At 35.2% G+C, this 21,630-nt stretch carries 11 protein-coding genes; all 11 read right to left on the bottom strand.

Annotated elements, in window-relative coordinates:
* Positions 1-22: 22 nt before the first annotated feature.
* Positions 23-3,058 (bottom strand): glycoside hydrolase family 2 TIM barrel-domain containing protein, encoded by a 3,036-nt coding sequence (locus L3X39_RS12845; RefSeq protein WP_237232260.1) that lies wholly within the window; start codon positions 3,056-3,058, stop codon positions 23-25.
* Positions 3,059-3,110: 52 nt separating this feature from the next.
* Complete coding sequence (locus L3X39_RS12850) at positions 3,111-4,580, bottom strand: sulfatase (protein WP_237232261.1); 1,470 nt, start codon at positions 4,578-4,580, stop codon at positions 3,111-3,113.
* A 14-nt stretch (positions 4,581-4,594) separates the two neighbouring features.
* Complete coding sequence (locus L3X39_RS12855; protein WP_237232262.1) at positions 4,595-7,372, bottom strand: alpha-L-rhamnosidase; 2,778 nt, start codon at positions 7,370-7,372, stop codon at positions 4,595-4,597.
* Between the two features lie 2 nt (positions 7,373-7,374).
* Positions 7,375-10,161 (bottom strand): family 78 glycoside hydrolase catalytic domain, encoded by a 2,787-nt coding sequence (locus L3X39_RS12860; RefSeq protein ID WP_237232263.1) that lies wholly within the window; start codon positions 10,159-10,161, stop codon positions 7,375-7,377.
* A gap of 201 nt (positions 10,162-10,362) precedes the next feature.
* Positions 10,363-12,816: a T9SS type A sorting domain-containing protein gene (locus L3X39_RS12865; RefSeq protein WP_237232264.1), complete on the bottom strand. Its 2,454-nt coding sequence runs from the start codon at positions 12,814-12,816 to the stop codon at positions 10,363-10,365.
* Positions 12,817-13,326: 510 nt separating this feature from the next.
* On the bottom strand, positions 13,327-14,640 hold the full coding sequence (locus tag L3X39_RS12870; RefSeq protein ID WP_237232265.1) for a Gfo/Idh/MocA family protein: 1,314 nt from the start codon (positions 14,638-14,640) through the stop codon (positions 13,327-13,329).
* 27 nt (positions 14,641-14,667) lie between these two features.
* Positions 14,668-14,982, bottom strand: a complete 315-nt coding sequence (rhaM, locus tag L3X39_RS12875) for an L-rhamnose mutarotase (RefSeq protein ID WP_237232266.1) — start codon at positions 14,980-14,982, stop codon at positions 14,668-14,670.
* A gap of 118 nt (positions 14,983-15,100) precedes the next feature.
* Positions 15,101-15,958 carry a T9SS type A sorting domain-containing protein gene (locus tag L3X39_RS12880; protein ID WP_237232267.1) on the bottom strand — a complete coding sequence of 286 codons (858 nt, stop codon included), beginning with the start codon at positions 15,956-15,958 and terminating at the stop codon, positions 15,101-15,103.
* Positions 15,959-16,121: 163 nt separating this feature from the next.
* A complete protein-coding gene (locus L3X39_RS12885) occupies positions 16,122-18,293 on the bottom strand; it encodes a beta-xylosidase (protein ID WP_237232268.1) in 2,172 nt (723 codons plus the stop codon).
* Positions 18,294-18,315: 22 nt separating this feature from the next.
* The gene (locus L3X39_RS12890) at positions 18,316-19,713 is read right to left on the bottom strand and encodes a cellulase family glycosylhydrolase (protein WP_237232269.1); all 1,398 of its coding nucleotides are present in this window, start codon (positions 19,711-19,713) and stop codon (positions 18,316-18,318) included.
* A 360-nt stretch (positions 19,714-20,073) separates the two neighbouring features.
* Positions 20,074-21,630, bottom strand: coding sequence for a RagB/SusD family nutrient uptake outer membrane protein (locus L3X39_RS12895; RefSeq protein WP_237232270.1), 1,557 nt, complete (start codon positions 21,628-21,630; stop codon positions 20,074-20,076).

A 21,630-nucleotide genomic window follows, 5' to 3' on the forward strand; every position in this document is an offset into this window, starting at 1 on the left:
GATTACAATCATGTATTTCTATTTAATCGATAAATAACTCATCAATATAAGGTCCGCTATCACCTGTGGTTTCCAGCCTAATGCTGTTGGCACCAGATTTAAGCGTAATTATAGTTGGAACAAACTTCCATTCCTTTTCCCAACCACCAGTTGCAGGAAATTCTAAGGTTCTTATGTATTCATCGTTTACAAATAATTTCATAGGATGTAGTTTCCCTTCGTTGTTGTGCATGTAGCGAAAACGAATGCTATAATCTCCCTGTTCGCCATCATTTTCTTGATACCAGGTTACGGAGCCTTCGCCATTTTTGAAATCTACGAACCCACTTCCTTTAAATCGCTGTGCTTCGCTACTTGGTTTTGCTTTACCCTGAAGAATACCTTCCTCTGCTGAAATATTTACACCACGACCAATCCACATATCAGCTGAATGCTCATCCCCCCAAAACAAGCCTTCGTTTTTGCCAAATCGCTCTTCCATGGTTAAAACCTTCTTTCCATTTTCTAGAACAATGGCTTTAACTGTGGTACCATCTGCAATCTGGAACGGTCCTTCATAAAGCTTTCCATGTGTTTCAGGGTTTTCACCATTCGTTGTGTAACGGATTTCTAAACTCGACACGTTAGAATTCCCGAAAACATCAATTTGTTGGGCATCAATTGTTATTTTATTTGAGGTATATAATGCTTTGTCCCCCAAAATTGATGCTATTATTACCGATGCCTTTTTAGCCTTGGGCAATGCTCTTAAAAACAGTCTTGTTTTTCCGAAAAATAAAGCCCTAAAATCAGATTTTGTTCTACTTGTGGGATCTATTGGATTTCCATTTTCCATGGAAATTTTCTTTACATCACCAAGAATATTATAATAGACTTTATTTTCTCCATAAGGGTACAAATTATTGGAGTCATCTAAACTTTCGGAAGTAATGATATAACTGGAAGTAAAACCATCTTCCGCATTTAATTTTTGAATGGTTGTTTTTAACTTTGATGGTTGCTGCGCTGTTGAAAATGAGGTTCTGTTCACTTCCTTTCCGTCAATATAACCTACCGCTTCCAGTTTTCCTTCTTCATAAGGTACCATCCATTCGCATTGCATTTCGTTCCAAACAGTTTCTGGCTTATCCTTTCCTAAAGATTTTCCGTTAAGAAACAATTCTACCTCATCTGCATTGGAATATACCCATACAGGAATTACCGTCCCTTTTTTCATTCTTGGATGCGTCCAATGTGGTAACATATGTATCAATAGTTTTTCTGTCCATTGACTTTGATAGAAATAATACAAGTCTTTTTTGAAGCCCGCAACATCCAAGGCTCCACCCATAAACAAATTAAAAGGCAAACCTCCATGTACTAGACCAGCTTCTCCATAATAATCGAACCCTGTCCATCTAAAATGACCACTGTGCCACGGATTATCGCGCATGACTTCCCAATATTTTCTTGCCGAAACTCGTACCGTAGCATTATCGTAAGAAGAATTGAAGCGTTGTTTTCTATTTTTCCAATCTTTTGGATTAATACCTTCATAGAAGAAAATTTCTTTATCAGTTAGGTTTGGTAACGGATAAGTGCCTGGTAATTCATTATCGCGCCACCAAGTCTGCGTTCTGTAATACCCCCGTGTTTGCCAAGTATGAGGTGCTTCGGTAGAAATAAACGGTTTCTCTAAAGTCTTACTTTCAATAAATGATTGTGTTTCTGAACCGCCGTTTACTCCTTCAATATCCATATCCTCTGGGTTACCAGCCCCTGATGTAAACAATCGGGTTGGGTCTAAACTTTTACCGAATTTTACTAATTCTGTGGCAATATCGCTATGCGTTTCGTTACCCAAGCTCCACACAAAAATACTGGGATGGTTGCGGTCTCTAGTTATCCATTCTTTCACATCGGCTTGCCACCATTCATCAAAGGCCTGTTTACCGTAATCTTGAGGTGCTTTTTTGTGCCAGCCATCAAAAATTTCATCCATAACCAATAGCCCAATTTCATCACAAATATCATAAAACATAGGCGGTGTTGGATTGTGTGACGGACGAATTGCATTGATGCCCATACCTTTTAAAAGCTCCAATTTCCAGCGTAACATGGGTTTTGTCCAAGCGCCTCCCACAGGACCGCCTTCCCAATGTTCGCAAACACCTTTAAGTTTTATATTTTCGCCATTCAACCAAAACCCTGTATCGGTTTTCCACTCAACAGTTCTAAATCCGAAAGTTGTTTTTACTTCATCTATGACTTTTTTGCCATTAAGAATTCGAATAACCGCTTTATATAATCTTGGGGTTTCTGGACTCCATAATTCTGGATTTAAAACATTTAGACTTATTTCTTGGTCAGCATTCGCCAAGAGTTTTTGGGAAACGGTACTTAAAACTTCACCTTGAGGCGAAAACACTTCTAGTTTTAAAACCGCTTCTTTAATACTGTTAACTAAATTTACTTTTGCATTTACAGTGGCTTCTGTATTTGTAATATCGGGCGTAGTTATAAAAACGCCATTTGGCGCAATGTGGGTATTAGACACTTCCACCAATTTTACGGGTGCATAAATACCACATGGATGATACCAGCGCGCTGAAGGCTCTAAGCTGTTATCAACTCTTATGGCAATAGTGTTTTTACCCGCTTTTAAGTGTTTAGAAATGTCGTATCGGAAACTAATATAACCGTAGGGTCGCTTACCTAAATAATTGCCGTTTACCCATACTTCGCTATTCATGTACACACCATCAAAATTGATATAGGTTGTTTTTAAAAGGCTTTCTTTTTTTACATCGAAATACTTACGATACCAGCCAATTCCGCCATCGTGGTAACCACCTCCTTGCCCTTGGTCGCCACCATCGCGAACGCCTTTTTCGAAGGACCAATCGTGGGGTATGTTTAACATTTCCCAAGAGGAATCATCAAAATATTCACTAGAAAACGAAGCAACATCCTCTAGTATAAAATGCCATTGATTGTTGAAATTGGTTTCTATGCGTTGTGAAAAGAGTTCTAACGACAATAGTAAAAACGCTAATATTATTGAGAAATTCTTACCCATTTTATAGTTAAAAAATTATTGTTTCGCCTTTTTATAGTTGGTTATCAAAATTTTACCTTTTCCTTGGAATATCGTTTTGTAAAAATGGTTTATCTCTAGGAAATTGTAATTCTAAAAGCTTTTTCATGCGTTCTTCTACTTCGTTGTATTTAGAATTTCCAGATAAATTCACAAAAGACAATAAACTGTTCTTATGTTCATACAACTCTGCCTGTAAGATTTCATTGGTTACCGAATTTCTCCACTCTGTATATCGCCACTCACCATCTGTAGCCGTACATCCCATAATGTTTTTTCCTCTTGCATAGATACTTGTAGCAACCTCATCCCATTTCTCGTTTGGGTTGTTAAGTACTGGAAGTATACTTTTACCATCAGATTTTGGGCCTTCTAAACCACACAGTTCAACTAGGGTTGGGAAAATATCAACATTTTCAACTAGTGCATCAGAGGCTTCACCTGCAATTCTATCGATATATCCTGTTTCTCTACTAATTATTAATGGCACTCTTACATCAATTTCTACATTCGAGTGTTTACACCATGCTCCATATTCTCCAATTTTATAACCATGATCGCTCATAAAAACAACTACAGTGTTTTTTCGTAAATCCAATTCCTCCAAGGTTTTCATAACCTTACCTACTTGAGCATCTATGTAACTTATAGATGCGTGATAACCATGAATTAAATCGCGTGTTAAATCATCATCTAAATCGCCTTCTTGAGGAATAGCATGATAGCCTCTTAATTCACCCCAATTGGTTAATGCCAACCTATATACATCTTTTGGCTTTTCTCTAGAGGGGATTTTAAAATTGTTTTTATCATATAAATCCCAGTATTTTTTTGGAGCGTTAAAAGGAAGGTGTGGCTTGCTTAACCCTACAAACATCAAGAATTTACCATCTTTAATTTTTTGTAATGTTTCAATAGCATATTTAGCTGCTCGTCCGTCTTTATAGGCCTCATCATCAACATCAGCATCTTCAAAAGCGGGTCCTTTTATTTGGTTTTTACCTTCATTTCTAAGTCGATCTAATAGTGCAATGTTTTCTGGTTTATTATAAGTATTTGGTTCTTTTTCAAAATGAATTGTCCAATTTTCTTTATCATCACTACTTTGATGATACACTTTACCTATACTTACGGTTTGGTATCCATTAGCCTTAAATAATTGTGGCATTGTAACTACATTTTTATGCACTTTACGTAGCGGTGTGAAAATGCTATAAATCCCTAAAGATTCTGGACGTAACCCTGTCATTACACTCATTCTTGAGGGTGCACAAATGGCTTGTTGCGCATAAGCCTTATTAAACAAAACACCTTCATCTGCTAACTTATCAATATTTGGGGTTATGGCTGTTTCGCTTCCGTAACAACCTAATTCTACTCTTAAGTCATCAACATAAAACACCAAAACATTCGGCTGTCCTATAGGGCTGTTTGCCTTTAATTGTTGAGCGCTACCATATAAAAAACTAAATATGACTAGTATGATAATTATGTTATTTCTCATCTACTGTTATTGCTTTATTTAATTATGGTTTGAAATTTATATGACCCAGGTTGAGCAGTTAGCTTATAAAAAGCTTTTGCCTTTTCCTTTAGCATTAGGTTCTTATTTTCTTTAAATGCCTTACCATTAACAAAGAATTGTTCTGAAGTATTTGCTGGAATTTCAATTATGGCTGAAGTATTTGGAGGAACAGTAACGTCTAAGAAAAATGAGTTGTCTTTAATTTCCCAAGACGAAGACACTTTTCCATACGGTGTGTTTAATGATGCGGAAGCAGAATTAAGCGGCTGTCTAGCTTGAGGTGCTATTTTAATAACTTTATATCCTGCCTCTAAAGGCGCAATACCCGCAATACGCTCATACATCCATTCACCAATTGCACCATAAGCATAATGGTTTAAACTGTTCATGCTCATTGGATTATAACCTTCTGTTTTGCTGTAACTGTTCCAGCGTTCCCAAATAGTTGTAGCGCCTTGATTGATTGAATAAAACCAAGATGGATACGTTTCGTTGAAAATTAATTTATACACTAAATCTATTTCTCCCATGTCATCTAAAACTTTTGATAATAATGGTGTTCCTAAAAAACCTGTTCGTAAATGATAATCTGCCTCTTTTAATTTTCGTAATAAATTATTTTGAGCGTTTTCTATTTTTGATTCTGGAAGTAAATCAAATGCTAAGGCTAATAGATATGTTGTTTGTGTTTCTGTAACATCTTTTACCTTTCCTGTTTCATCAAAAAACTTTTCATCAAAAGCTTTAGCTACCTTTTTATATAATGCTTCATATTTTTCTTGTTCTTTAACCTCTCCTAAAACCTGAGCTGTTAATGCTGTTAACTTTGCCGAATGTGCAAAAAATGCTGTACCTATTAGGCTACTCGAGGTATCGCCTCTAGTGTTTCCATTTTCTGGAAAAGGCTGTAACCAATCTGAAAAAGACATCATATTGGATATATAGTTTTTTGATTTTAATTCATGATAGGACACCCATTGTTTCATCATTTCAAAATTATCCTCCAAAAAGCCAACATCACCTGTACGTAAATATATTTTCCAAGGAATAATGGTTCCTACATCGCCCCAACCAGAACTTCCAATTTTATTTCCACGGGCATCAGGAACTGTCCAAGGAATAGCACCATCCTCAAGTTGTGCTTCCCTAACACTTTGTAACCAACTGGCCCAAAACTTATAAACATCGGCATTAAACATAGATGTTGGCCCAAATACTTGCGCATCACCAGTCCATCCTAAACGTTCATCACGTTGCGGACAATCGGTAGGAATATCTAAAAAATTACCACGTAGACCCCAAACGATGTTACTTTGTAGTTGATTTAACTTATCATGTGATGAAGCAAACGTACCATTATCATCAAAATCGGAATATAAAACTAGACCCTTTACCCAATCTTTTGAGGGCTCATTCGAGGCATCAAATCCGCTAAGTTCTACATACCTAAAACCATGAAATGTAAATTTGGGCATATAAGTGATGTCTCCATCTTTAGCAGCTATATAATAATCTGTTGAATGTGCCGAACGGTAATTTTTGGTATAAAACGAACCATCTGGCGATAGCATTTCTGCAAACCTTACTTTTAGGGTGTCTCCCTTTTTCATAGGAACATTTACAACAGGTACACCTACCATATTTTGTTTTAAATCAAATACAGCCACTCCGTCATTACTCGTCATGTCTTGCGGTACTAACTCTATTTTACCTTTTACGGTAGTGTGGCGCTTTGGTTCTAACTTAACATTATCATCAAGAGCTGCAACTTCAACAGTCGTCCAATCTTTATCATCAAAATTGTTAGTCGTCCAATTAGGCATTTCTAAATTTGCATTATAAATTTCACCATCATAGATTTCAGCAAACTGAAGCGGACCATTAGTTGTCCCTTTCCAACTTTCATCAGAAACTATAATTTCTTTAGCGCCATCACTCATCGTTATTTCTAACTGTGCTAAAACTTTTGGCGAAATTGTATTATCCCATGGTGTTGTTCCCCAAAGTAAACGACCCGAATACCAGCCCGAAGCCAGTTCAACACCAATCGTATTTTGTCCAGATTCTATCAATTTGGTAACATCATAAGTTAAGGTTTCAATGCGTTTATCATAAGTGGTAAAACCAGGTGACATCGCATCATCTGAAACATTTTCTCCATTTATAGAAACATCAAACACGCCTTTAGAGGTAATGTATAATCGTGCTGAAGTTACATCGTTGGTTAACTCAAATCCTTTTCTTAAATATTGTGGTTTATGTATGAGTACTTTTCCACGTCCTCTAATACTATCTTTGGCAGTATCCAAACCAACCCATTTGGCTTTCCAATCGCTATTATTTAATAAACCTAATTCGAAGTTTTGAACAGCACTCCACTTTGAAGCTTCATTATCTTGATTCCAATATTTTACTTGCCAAAAAACTTTTTGTCGAGATTTCAAAGCTTCTCCTTCATATTTTACCCATGTAGATTGTGTGGTTTGCTGTTTTTCTGAGTTCCACAAATCAGCATGATCTGGTAATAATTCTGGACTACTAGCTACTACTATTTGATAAGCTGACTGACTTAGCACACCTTCAGAAACTGGTAATTGCCATGAAAAAGTAGGTGAGCTATCATAAAAACCTAAAGGGTTTTCAAACCCCTCGGAAATTGTTAATTTTTGAGCTTCTACAAGAGTTTCTTGTTCTTTACATGATGTAAAGCTCAAAAAAACACAAGCACAAAAAGCAAATAAGAAATGTTTTAAGTTCAATTTTTTTAACATGATTAAAGTTTAGTTTGAATGTTATATGTTCCTGGTTCTGCTAAAATTTTAATTGACTGTTCATCAGAACCGATTAATTTTAAATTTGAAGCTTCTTTTAAAGCATTACCATTTACAAGTAAGTTATTTTGAGTTGCATTTGGAATATGAATTTCAGCAGTTGTATTCGGAGGAATTACAACATCAAGATTAAAAGAATCATCCTCAATTTCCCATGATGAGGACGCTTTTCCATAAGGTGTATTTACACTTGCCGAAGCCGATGTTAATTTTTCGTTTGGTATTGGTGCAATTCTTATTTTCTTGTATCCAGATTCCAAAGGTGCAATTCCCGCAATGCGCTCGTACATCCATTGTCCAATAGCACCATATGCATAATGGTTAAGGCTATTCATACTTTGCGGATTATAGCCTTCTGATTTACTGTAGCTATTCCAACGTTCCCACATGGTTGTTGCTCCTTGATTAATAGAATAAAACCAAGATGGATAGGTTTCTTTAAACAAAATTTTATACATCAAATCTATTTCTCCCATATCATCTAAAACCTTTGGTAAAATAGGTGTTCCTAGAAATCCTGTTCCTAAATGATAATCGGCATTTTTAATTTCTTCAAGTAAATATTTTTGTGCTTTTAGTTTGGTTTCTGGTTTAAATAAATCAAAATATATACCCAGTAAATAACTTGTTTGTGTTTGTCTGTCTTGTTTAAACCTAGCGTTTTCATCAAAAAACTCATTTTCAAAAGCATTGGCGGCAGCTTTATATAAATCTTTATATTTTTTTTCATCATTTATTTTACCCAGAACACCAGCAATTTTGGATATTAAATGTGCAGAATGGGCGAAATAGGCAGTGCTAATTAATTCTTTTGGTGTATCTCCTCTATTTCCTTTTTTCAGAGTTTTTGAAGGATAAGGTTGTAACCAATCTCCAAACGAATGCATTATTGGAATATAAGCTTTGTCATTAACTTTAGATTGATAATACCCAACCCATTTTTTTGCAGATTCATAACTCTCTTCAAGTACTGTAATATCTCCTGTTATATTATAAATATCCCAAGGAATAATAACACAAGCATCGCCCCATCCAGAACCTCCATTTTTATTTTGAAGCACATCTGGCACTATAAAAGGAACTAAACCGTTTTTGTGTTCAGACTGATTTTCTCTTAAACTTTGCAACCAAGCTGTCCAAAAGGCATGTGTATCATAGTTAAATAATGCTGTTGGAGCTATAACCTGAGCATCTCCGGTCCACCCTAAACGTTCATCGCGTTGTGGGCAATCCGTTGGAATATCGAAAAAGTTACCTCGCAAACCCCAAGTGATATTCTCTTGAAGTTGATTGAGTTTTTCATGTGACGAGGTAAAAGTTCCTTTAGCTCCAAAATCTGAATGTTGTACTAATCCTTGCACCCAATTTGATTCAGGTTTTTCTTGTTCATTATAACCACTTAATTCAACATATTGAAACCCATGAAACGTGAATTTAGGCATATATTCTATAACGCCATCTTTTGAGGCTACATAGTAGTCTGTAGAATGTGCAGAACGATAATTTTTGGTGTAAAATGTTTTATCTGCAAGTAACATTTCAGAAAAACGGATTTTTAAAGTGTCTCCTTTTTTCATTGGAACTTTAATTTTTGGGACGCCTACCATATTCTGTTTCAAATTAAAAATAGCTGAATTACCTTTTACTGAAACAATCTCCACATCGTTAATAACTGTTTTAATTTTTACGGTGTTATGGCGTTTTGGTGATAGTTTAACAGATTCTACTATCGATTCTGTTTCAACTTGTTCCCATGACGCATCATCAAAATTTGTAGTTGTCCATTGTGCTATTTCTAGATTAGCATCATAAATTTCACCATCGTAAATTCCTGCTAATCTTATTGGGCCATGAGTTGTACCTTTCCAGCTTTCATCGGATAAAACGGTTTGCTTTGTTCCATCTTTCATGGTTATTTCTAACTGGCATAATATTTTGGGAGAAGCAAAATTTTCGTAAAGCGCTCTTCCTCTACTTATTCTTCCCGAGTGCCACCCTGAAGCTAATTCTACCGCTATGACATTTTTACCAGTTTGTAAAAGCTCAGTAACATCATAGGAAATTGTTTCAATACGATGATTGTATGGCGTCCAACCTGGAGGCATAACATCATCACTTACATCTTTTCCATTTAAATGCACATCAAAAATACCTTTTGCTGTAATGTACATTCTGGCTGAAGCTACATCCGAAGATAGTTCAAAACCTTTTCTTAAATATTGTGGTCTGTGCATTAAAAACTTTCTAACGCCCTTAATGCTATCTTTTGCAGTATCTAATCCTGTCCATTTGGCTTGCCAATCGTTATTGTTTAATAGTCCCAACTCAAAAGAATTGATTTCGCTCCAATCTGAAGCGTTTTCATCTTGATTCCAAAAGCGCACTTGCCAGAATACTTTTTGACGTGACTCGAGTGGTTTCCCGTTATATTTGACCCATGTAGATTGCCCTGAAATTTGTTTTTGAGTATCCCATATATCCGCATTATCAGGTAATAAATCAGAACTACTAGCTACCATTATTTGATATGCCGACTGACTTGACACTTCCCTAGATGTTGGCAATTGCCAAGAAAAAGTTGGCGTGCTATCGTAAAAACCTAAAGGATTTACAAATCCTTCGGAAATTTTTAATGACTTAGGTTGCTCAATTAGCTCATTTTTACAAGAAATGCATAAAATGCTTGCAAAAACCATTATTAACGAATAAAATTTGGTTTTAAATCCCATGGTAAAGCTAATTTCAGTATCATAATTAGATTATAAAATTTCAAGAACAATATGTTGCTTTTTTTAGATAAAACTATCCTGCTCTATCTCGTATACTTTTATTTTTATTAATTTAAGTTTTTATTGCCAAAAAAAATCTAACAAATAAAAAGCCAGAAACACTTAACTTTCTGACTTTTTAGATTTAATTTGAACTAAAACTTACTTTATAATAAGCTTCTTATAATATACGTTTTGATTTTCATCCGCAATTTTTATGAGATATAGTCCTGATTTAAATCTGCCATCATTAGATATTTGAAAATTGCTTGTATTAGTTGTAGCTGTATAAGTTAGCTTACCTAAAATATCATAAATTGATACTTTTGCATTATTCACACCGTCCAACTCGATGGTGAAATTGTTAGTAGCTGGATTGGGATAAACCTTAACTGATATTGAATTAGCATCCACCTCATTTACACTTAAAGTTGTAGATTCTACAATCCATTTTGATCGATCGTCTGTGTTTCCAATGTGCTCAATAATCCCATTCAAATTATGATAGATATAATTTGAACCGTTTCGTGTCTGGAATTGATAGGTACCATCACCGCTATTATAAATGACTGTAAACTGTTTATCTGTATCTTCTCTTGGTGCTCCAAATCCAGTATTGATAATGTCATTTGGCGGGTTGCCAGCAGCTCTTAGGATACCTCTGTCCGATCTTTTACTTTCTATATTATAATAATTCCCAACTTTAACAAACTCCCATTCTTTATCACCAGGAGCTACATTCGTACCATTGTCACTCTCAACAACATCAGCACCTACAGAATGCATATATTTTCCAGTAACGTAATTCTTCAACCTGTAAATATCACCTGTTAAATCGGTGGGATCAAATAATCGAAAATTGACAGTAATTTGTGTAGAAGAAACAGTTTCACTACTTGCGTTATATGCTACAGCTTGAAGCGTATAATCTCCTTCGGTAGTCGGTGTCCAGTCAATAGAATAAGGCGCTGTACTATCTTCTCCAAAATATGTACCATTAACCAAAAACTCTACTTTAGAGATACTTCCATTTTCATCAACAGCATCTGCAGAAATCTGAACCGTTTCTCCAATATCAAAAATACTGCCATTAGTTGGCGATGTTAATGACACCCTAAATGGATCTAGAATTATACCTAAATCTATAATTTGAAGATATAGCGGTTGTGCATTACCTGAACCATTTTCCATCAAATAAAAATATAATTTACCATTATCAATATACACCTGACCATGATCAAAAGTTCTTCCAGAAGTAGCTTGATACACTCTTGTGAAATTGTTTGTGCCCCCTTGAGCTTTTTCAACAAACACACGCCCACCAGTTAAGCCAATAATAAATATATCATCCCCAGCAGTATAAATAGCTTCTGCTCCTGAAAAATCTTCTGAGGTGATAAAATCTGTAGCTCCTGCAGGTTTGTAAGTATGTAAATACTTGGTAACGTTAAATTGATTGTCTTTTACCCTACTTATAATATGAACATCCTCATTTTCCGTAACCGTCCAATCAAAATCTTGAACAATATTTATTGAATTTACATTGGTCCCTTGTACATAATCACCAGGCTCCATAACTTTTATAAATTCGGCATCATATAAGGGCAAATTAAAACTTTGCCCCTGGTGGTTTTTCCAACCTGTAAATCCATTTTGATCATCGGAGTAAGCATAATACACACCGTTTTGATATTCGTACTTATCGGTATTATTTTGTGATCTTTTTTGGAAACCAATTCGCATCTTTCCATTAACATACTTAATGTCACCATAAAGTCCCCAATTATAAGTTATCCCTGGTTGGTTCCTAGCGTTTAACACGTTAAAATGTGTAAAACTAGACCATGTAGATGTACTAGCATCGTATTTAGAAAACTTATATGCCCCATTATTATTACCACCTTCTCGCATGTACATAAATAAATCTCCAATATCATTCAAGAAAAATTTAGGATAGGTTAACGCCGAAAAATTATTATAGTCCTCACCACCGTTAAGACTTAAGTGCTTATATCCTCCAGTAGAATTTTGCACAAATTTATCCAGCGTGAAGTCAACATCAGGGAGTGCTGCAGCATTTGCTACAGAAAAGGAATACCTAAAATAATCGTCACTCAAACTACCATCAGAAGGTCTTGTATTGCTGTAGGAATGCATATCATATAACAAATGAATTGTCCCGTTTAAAGGACTTATACCAACTGCAATCGTATTGTGCGATTCGCCTATCCACCATTTATTTTGATAACCTGTATGTCTATGAGGGAACTCGATAGTTACCATGGTTCCTGTATTAGTATTATAGCGTGTAAGCATCACATTACGTACGCCTTTGCCACCTTTATACCAAGTCATAAAAACATACTCATTGTAAGTTTTTATACAATCGCCATGGGCTGAAATATTTCTACCAAAAAAATAATCATAAGGCGCTGATTCACCAGTATTAGCAGCTCCACTCGTCACCTTACTACCATCAAAATGTAAACCAAAATCGGTGATTTTAATTTCATTTTCTAAAACGACTTGCGTAAAACTAGCCTGTACAAAACATAGTGCGATTATTACATGGATCTTTTTTACTAAAATCCGTGAGATAAGTCTCTTTTTTTTCATGCATTTTCCTTTTTTATTCAAATTTGAATTTGAAAATAAAATTATCAAATAAATCATTACGCAGCATCCTGCTGTATCCTGACTATAAATCAGAAATCTGACCTTTTTAAAACCGACCAATTTGAAGCGTTATTATGAACCAATGATAACGGTTTTTGTGGAGCGCATAGAGGTACTTGTTCTTGAGAATTAACAATTAAAGTATCAGGTAGTCGATATTTTAAAACTGTAACTACGTTAAATCCCATTTCTAAAAAATATTTAGCTTTATCAGCACCATTATTTTTTAAGGTTTTTTGTTTCTATAAACATAAAGCATGGACTCTGATATTTGTATATATCTCATGCGCGCTTCATCTAGTTTTTCATTTAGTGTAATCTCGCTTTTATTATAAGGTATAGGTTCCTCTTCCTAAAGCTTAATAGTTTGTAAATTAATCTTGACTAAAAAGATTTGAAACGCTAATTAAAAAGCCAAATACTATCAGTTTAAATATATTTTTACACATTTTAATTATATTTTCTTGGTTGGCGTTTTCGCATTTTATTAGCAACTGCGTTTCCTTTAAACTTTTCTTTAACCGGATTCCATATTAAGGTTTCATTCAATTCATAAGCAATATTTGCAATATTGCAAATGGTGGCGGATCGATGACCAGTTTCTACATCACAAATTGGTTGATTCCTTGATTTTATAGCGGCCAACCAATCCTCATAATGATTGCCATTATTTTTAATAAGGGTTTCGAAATCGACATTCATAGCCGACAGGATATCTGATGGTGTTGTTTCTAAATATTCTCGGCTAACATCCATAGAACCAAGCGCACCTATAAAACGAACTCCCCAACCACGACCAAAGTCCTCATGAATCATTTCAATTCCGTTTTCATAATACATTTTCAGACCTCTTAAAGCCTTGGGATTTTGAGGTGGTACATACTTAATAGGTCCCGTTCTATCAGTACCTATACACCACTGCACAATATCGAACATATGCGCTCCCCAATCTGAAAGTAAACCACCTGCTGTTTCTTTATAATCTCGCCATTTAGGATATGTTTTTACAATCTCTGGAGCTATTTGATTGTTATATGGCAATAAAGGAGCTGGACCACACCATAAGTTCCAATCGAGACCTTTGGGAATTGGTTCTCCTAGTAAATCATAAGGTTTTGCAGGATCTCCAACACTAACAAGTATTTGTTTAATTTCACCTAATGCTCCACTATCTATAATATCTTTAGCCTTTCTAAAACGTTCCCAGGAACGTTGCATACTACCCACTTGCAAAACTCTACGATTTTTTTTCGTAGCATTTACCATTGCTCTACCTTCTTTAATCGTATTTGTTAAAGGTTTTTCGCAAAACACATCTTTACCAGCATTCATAGCATCTATGGATTGGATGGCATGCCAATGATCAGGTGTAGCAATTACTACTGCATCAATGTCGTTTCTAGATATGAGCTCTTGATATTCGGTGTATGTTTTTACACCAGTATAGTTACTAATTCCTCTTTTCTGCGCATAGTAATCTTTAACAACATTTTTAAACCATTTTTGTTTAGTTTGCCAAACTTCAGCCCCGGCTACTATTTGAACATCGGTTTTTGAAATAAAATAATTGGCTAAAATACCACCTTGCTTACCTAAACCGATAAACCCTAAATTAATCCTATCACTTGGTGCCGTAAATCCTTGTCCTAAAACATGTCGTGGAATTATACTAATTCCACCCATAACAAGTGTTGTGTTTTTAATAAAACTTCTTCTTGAGGCTACGGCACTATTATCAGATTTCTGTTTTTTTGATTTAGACATGTTTTGTGAATAAATTAAATTTAATAATTATGGCATATAAAATACTTCTTCTAAAGGAACGGAAACAGGCGAATTATCAGGATTAACCTCCATAATATCAGCCATAAAATCCCACCATTTTTTCACAATATCATTATTGGCTAAATCTTGTGAACCACCTTCACCTGATACCTTTTGAAACGCAAATAACGTGCTTGTTTCTTCATCTAAAAAAATAGAGTATTCACTCACTCCATTATCTTTAAGCAGCTGTCTTAATTCAGGCCATAATTGGTCATGACGTTTTTTATACGCCGCCTTTTCACCTTCATTCAATTTCATTCTAAATGCTAGTCTTTTCATAGTTTTATTTTTGTATTCTATTTAATTGAATTTTAGAGTATTTCGTTCGAAAAAAAAACATTCTACCCTAAATTAAGGATAGAATGTTTTTTAATTAAGTGTTATAAAGTATAGAATACTATTGCTTTACTATTTTTTTAGTAAGGCTTCCATTTTCTCCTTTAAAATCTACTATATACATACCACTTGTTAAACCGCTAATATCTAAATTAAGTGAAGATTCTCCATTTAATTTTCTTGAAAGAACCTCTTGACCTAACAACGAATAAATTGCTACTTGACTTATGTTTGAAGTTAAACCTTTAACAAACAATTCATTTTTAACTGGGTTAGCAATAAAAATTGAGCTGGCATCAAATGCTTCTGTGCTTAATGTAGAAACAAGAATGAAACGAATTGGGCTAATTGTACCCCCATTTTGAAACAGTACTTGATCACCTGCTGAAGATGGAGTTACACTATATCTTAAGTTTCCTTGTCCCGGAGGTTTAGCGAACAATGCATTGTTTCCAGCCCCAGTCCAACCAGTCGCTTTTCTCCTTTGAAACTGATCATATTCGTAGTTTGGATCCATGGTATCACCTATCGGCTGACCTGGCATAACAGTAAGCCTAATTTCAGGATCTACTCCAGACCCATCATAAGTTGATTGATCTACAGCCATGGTAAAGTCGCCAATACCAGGAATAGTTGCCCAAATTTCCACATACCCAGCAGAAGCCGGCATTCTATGGTCTGTTACAGTCCAAAGTTGAGTTGGATCATCGCCCGGTAACAATGCTGCCCATTCTAAATCACCAGTAGTGCCATTAATGGTCATGTAAAGCTCGGATGACACATCACCACCAACACCACATGTTGAAATCTTATAAATACCAGGCTCATTCCATAGTTCAGGACATGGTTGCGCATGAACTTGAAGCGCAAACAAGGCTAGTAGTAAAAATGCAGAAATTTTTAAAGTAATTTTTTTCATAATTAATTAGATTTTAGTTTTAGTTAATATATAACTGGATTAATAATGACTAAAATTACATTTACTTATTTTATAAAGTATCCTGTACTTTCCTGTATCAATATCAGTTGAATAAAAAATGGCAACTAATTGTTCTCTTTTTTAATCTATTTTAGGGTGTTTTCTACTTTACAATAAGTGTCACCTTATGCAAATCTTTCTCCATAGAAGAGCTTCCTACCGATATGGTAAAGGTTCCAGGTTCCACAACCTTTTTCATATCTTGATTTAATACATTAAGTTCATCAAAACCTAATGTAAACCTTACCGTTTTTGTTTCGCCAGGATTTAAAGTGACTCGTTTAAATCCTTTAAGCAATTTTAGATATCTTCCTACGGATGCAAAATCGTCTCGCACATACATTTGCACGACTTCATCTCCAACTCTATGACCAGTATTAGTGACTTCAACTGAAACCGAAGTTGTTCCATCTGGATTGATCCTTTCGTTTTCCAATTTTGGTGTACCATATTTAAATGTAGTATAACTTAAACCATAGCCAAACGGAAATAAGGGTGACTTATCACTAAATCTATACTTTCCTTTTCCAGATCCAATAAAATCAGGACGTTCAAGATAAGTTACAGGCACTTGCCCAACGGAGCGTGGAAAAGACATGGTTAGTTTACCTCCTGGGTTTACGTCTCCAAAAATAACATTGGCAACCGCATCACCTGCCCTCATGCCTCCATACCACGTTTCAAGTATAGATGGTATATTTTCGGCAATGTAGTTTATACTCAATGGACGTCCATTAACTAGAACAACAATTACTGGCTTTCCAGTTTTATGAATAGCCTCTACTAATTCATTTTGAACGCCATATAAATCAAGATCAGAACGGTCTCCGCCTTCACCACAGGTTCTATGAGAACTACCCACCACTAAAACAACAGCATCTGATTTTTTTGCAGCAGAAACAGCCTCAGGAAACCCTTCTTTTGAAAAACTATCAATATCACAACCTTTAGCATAGTTTATTTTTACTTTATCACCTACTTTTTTCTTTAAACCATCTAGAACTGAAACATAATATGGTGGTAACCCTGAATAGCCACCCAATAGTTTATATGTTCCCTTTTTAGGTCTTTCTTCGTGAGCATTAGGCCCAATAACCGCTAAGGATTTTATTTTTGATAAATCTATGGGTAATAGGTTATTATCATTTTTTAGCATGATAATAGATTTTTCGGCAATCTCTAATGCAAACTCACGATGTTCATCACGACCAGCATTTACTGTTTCTTCGTCAATTTCTTTTGGCTCTTCATCAAATAAACCTAATTTATATTTTGCGGTTAAAATGCGTGATGTAGCTTTGTCTATATAAGGCATCAATGAAGGATTCTGAGTTACTGTATCCTTCAAAATATTGCTGTGATACGTTGCTAATTCAACATTCTTCCCAATTACCAAGTCCATATCAACCCCCGCTTTTAATCCTAAAATAGCCGCTTTAGTTCTGGTTTCAGGAATGAAATGCATGGTTTCTAATCTTCCTACATCGTTATTATCTGAAACAATAAAACCATCAAAACCTAGCTCATCTCTTAAGATATCCTTTAACAACCAGGTATTCATATGACATGGCACGCCGTTAAAATCTTGATGCCCTGGCATAACAGAACCTACTTGTGCTTCCTTTACTGCCGCCTCAAACGGTGGCAGGTAAACCTCACGTAAACGACGTTCAGACATGTCACTAAATCCTCCATTTATACCACGACGGTTTTCTGGGTATCCAACAAAATGTTTAGCCGTTGCTATAACATGATTTTCATCAAATTGCTCATCACCCGTACCTTGTAAACCATTGATAAATGCAACGCCCATTCGCGAAACTAAATAAGGGTCTTCACCATACGATTCTTCAACACGACCGTAGCGCGCATCTCCTGCATACACATCCAAATTAGGTGAGTAACAATGTGTAACACCCAAAGCACGTGCTTCTAGTGCTGTTTGGGACGCCATTTTTTTAATGAGTTCAGGTTCCCAAGTTGAAGCACAAGCCACCGCTTGCGGATAAACAGTGGTATTACCATAATAGTCAAGCACTAGCCATAATCCATGTAATGCTTCTCCATATTTCATATAAGGAATACCTAGTCTGTCATTAGCAGGCGCATCTTGTGTCATTTCTGCTATTTTTTCGTCAAGTGTCATTTCACTGATAAGTTGCTCTACTTTTATAGCTATTTCAGAATCCTTTTGATTGACTTCTTTACTAACTTGTTTTGAATTACAACTCAAACAAGTTATTGTAATAAGGGTAATAAATAATACTTTTTTCATGAGTTATTTTATTGTTAGTTTTTTAAAAGTTTCGGATACCAGGAAGAATTTTCAAATTAACTTCTTCTTGGTTAAAAGGCCATTTTAATATAATTAGTTTTTGGCTGTTCTCATCCCAAATAAAATCTGAAGGATTTGATCCTTCTCGTGCTTTATATATTTCTAATCCTACATTTTTTAAAGGGTTGTAATACATTACAAAATCATCATTTATAATAATCGAAAAACCGTCAGGATAATGCCTGTTGGCTCCAATAAAAATTTTGGAAGCACCTTTACTGTTATCTGTTTTTATATTTAAATTTAAAGTTCTTGTGGCATGATTGAATAAAAACGATTGAATATCTCCGGCAATTGTTTGCGGAAAAGGACGTGAAATTACATCTGTAATATATTTGCGTTCTACAGTTCCTGCATCTGTTTTATCACTAAAGATTGACCAAGTTGAAGGCCCACCAGGAAGGAAATTTTGCATGGTTCTATTGCCCAAAAACCAAGCTTTTATGGAGCCAACGCCCATACGATCAAAAACCTCTGCAGTTCGTATATAGAGTTCTCTATATTTTAATTGCCCAAGATTACCTTCTATAATGGTATCTGTAGTTGCAAACGTTGGGAACCCCCATTCACCAATAAGAATTGGGGCCTTTAGCATATCAGATTCTTTATCGAATCTATCCATATTACGTTTTATAAAACTAATATCATTTTGATATATATGTGGCGCAAAAATGATGTTCTTTCGATTGATAGGAGCCGTTATTTCTGAATATTGATTATTATCGACTTTCTCACCTTTATTCATAAAGATGGACTGAAACAATATCATTTTGTCAGGATTTATTTTTTGGCTTTCATCAATGATTTTTTGATATAATGGAATGAGGTATTTATTTGTAAGATCTTCATACGAAATATCCATAGTTAACTTTCTGGGTTCGTTAACTACGTCATAGCCTAAAACGTATGGTTCATTGGCATATCTATTCCAGATGACTTTCCAAGCATCTATGTAAGTTTGGTATTCATTCTTTTTGTTTTGCCAAAACTCTTCCCAAACAAACTTATCTGCGCCGTACACCGTCATTTTGAAAACCGTTTTGATATCTGAATGTCTACCCAATGCCACAAGAGAGTCTAATTTTTTAAGATAGTTAGGCTCAAGTTTACCACCAGGGAAATCACTAAGTTTACCCAGTTCTAAACGAACCACTTGAGTGTTGGCACCCATTCTTACCTGACGAACATAGTCATCACTATTAAAAAAAACTTCTCCTTTATGATCGTTCGTATTTACTACAAACCCTCTAGGTATAATATGCCTTCCTAACTCATCTCTGAGACCATGTTTAATTTGTGAAAACGTATGCATGGTACTAAAAACAAAAACAAGTAGAATTAATCGAACTTTTACTAACATGATTAAAGATTTTGTATTTAATTAAAATGAGCTATTTCTTAAATCAAAAATAGCGTGTTGATATCAGGTTTGTATCCTGTACCGTTCTGCAAAATGGAATATTTAAATAAAAATAATGACTTGATATCCTTGTTCATCATTTTACAAAAAATAAAAGACCGAAAGCATAAATCTTTCGGTCTTTTAATACTAAAACTAAACTAAATTTTATCTATATCCATTATTTGTTGGGTCTGACTCCAATAAATCTGGGCATAATTGTATTTAATTTAAAGGTAATTCAAAAACGATAATCTTTTATATTGCATTAGGATCATGGGTTTTGAATTATATATTTCGAACAACATTTAGAATCAACTGTTAATAACCTGGGTTTTGAGTCAAATTTGGATTTAATAATAATTCATTTAAAGGAATTGGTAACAAAACATGATAATCCTGTATGTTTGCCCCTGGGGTATACGTTTTAAATTCTGCATTACGCACAACATCTAAATAAATGCCCCATCTAATTAAATCGTATCTTCTTGTTGCCTCTGCCGCCAATTCCCATTTACGCTCATCATAAATAGCTTCTCTAAACTGTTGTTGAGAAAGCCCTACTAATTCCCATTCTGCTTGAGTGGCATAAGCACGTTGTCTAATAGGATGAATATATTGATAGGCATTCGTTGGACCATTTAATTCGTTCTCACATTCTGCGGCCATTAAATAAACATCCGCCAATCTAAATACTAATCTATTATCGCCATGATTAAAACGAGGGGAAGTCTCAAAATTTAAATTCATAAACTTAGGCATATATGTATGATTCAATTGAAAGCCCTCGTAAGTATCCATAATATTTAATGGTCGTCGCAAATCATTCATTGGAAATTTATTGGTAAAGTCTAACGATGCTATCTGAAGTCCAGTACCATTAAACTCTTCTCCATTAGCTGACAAAGCAGCCCTTAACGGATCCCTATCTGCAGCATTGGCCGGCTCATCCCTAATACGTGGATTGAAGAGACTTGGTCTCCAATAATTATTTCCGGCAAATGCCGCTCCTGGGAAAGCTGGTTCAAACATACCTGTAATATCCTTGGCAAAGTCTAAAGACCAAATAATTTCTTCATTGTATTCGTTGTTTGGATTAAATACATCTGCGTAATTAGGCAACAAACTATGAGGAGATTGGTTTATAATCTCCAAGCATTTATCCAATCCGGCTTGCCAATCTCCAGCTTTCATGTGTATTTTAGCCTCTATAATGGCTGCCGCCCATTTAGATGCTCTACCTCTATCCTCTGTTGGAAATACAGATGGCAAATTATTTTGCGCAAACTCTAAATCATCCAATACACTGGCTAGTATTACATCTTTATCGGTTCTTCCTAATTTAGCAATCTCTTCCAATGGAAGAACTTCAGTATAAAAAGGTGCATCACCCCAAAGGTTGGTAATATGCCAATAAGCCATCCCACGGATGAATCTGGCGTCTGCAATAACATCGGTCTGAACATCCTCAGAAATCGCTCCATTTCCTGAAACTCGCTCAATAATAGTATTGGTATTTAAAATAACTCTATAAAGATTCTGCCATGTATCTGATACACTCATTAACTGATTCGATAGGTCAGCAGTTACTGCACTCAATGTATAATTACCCATTACCTCAAAAATTGGATGCGTACGATTGGGTTCAATAATATCCACCCCGTTGTCGTACCAATTATCTAACCCCGCTTGACCGTAAATAGAGTTATTTTTAAGTATGGAGTATATACCGGTCATGCCTTGTCTTGCATCCGCGTCAGATGCAAAGAAATTATCCGGAGAAATAATATCTCGCGGTTCTTCCTCTAAAAATGAATCACAACTAAAACAAGTGATTATAATCAAGGAAATACAAAAAATTAATTTATTTGTTTTCAT

It is taken from the genome of Flaviramulus multivorans, assembly GCF_021728415.1.
In the GTDB taxonomy this organism is placed as follows: domain Bacteria; phylum Bacteroidota; class Bacteroidia; order Flavobacteriales; family Flavobacteriaceae; genus Sabulilitoribacter; species Sabulilitoribacter multivorans.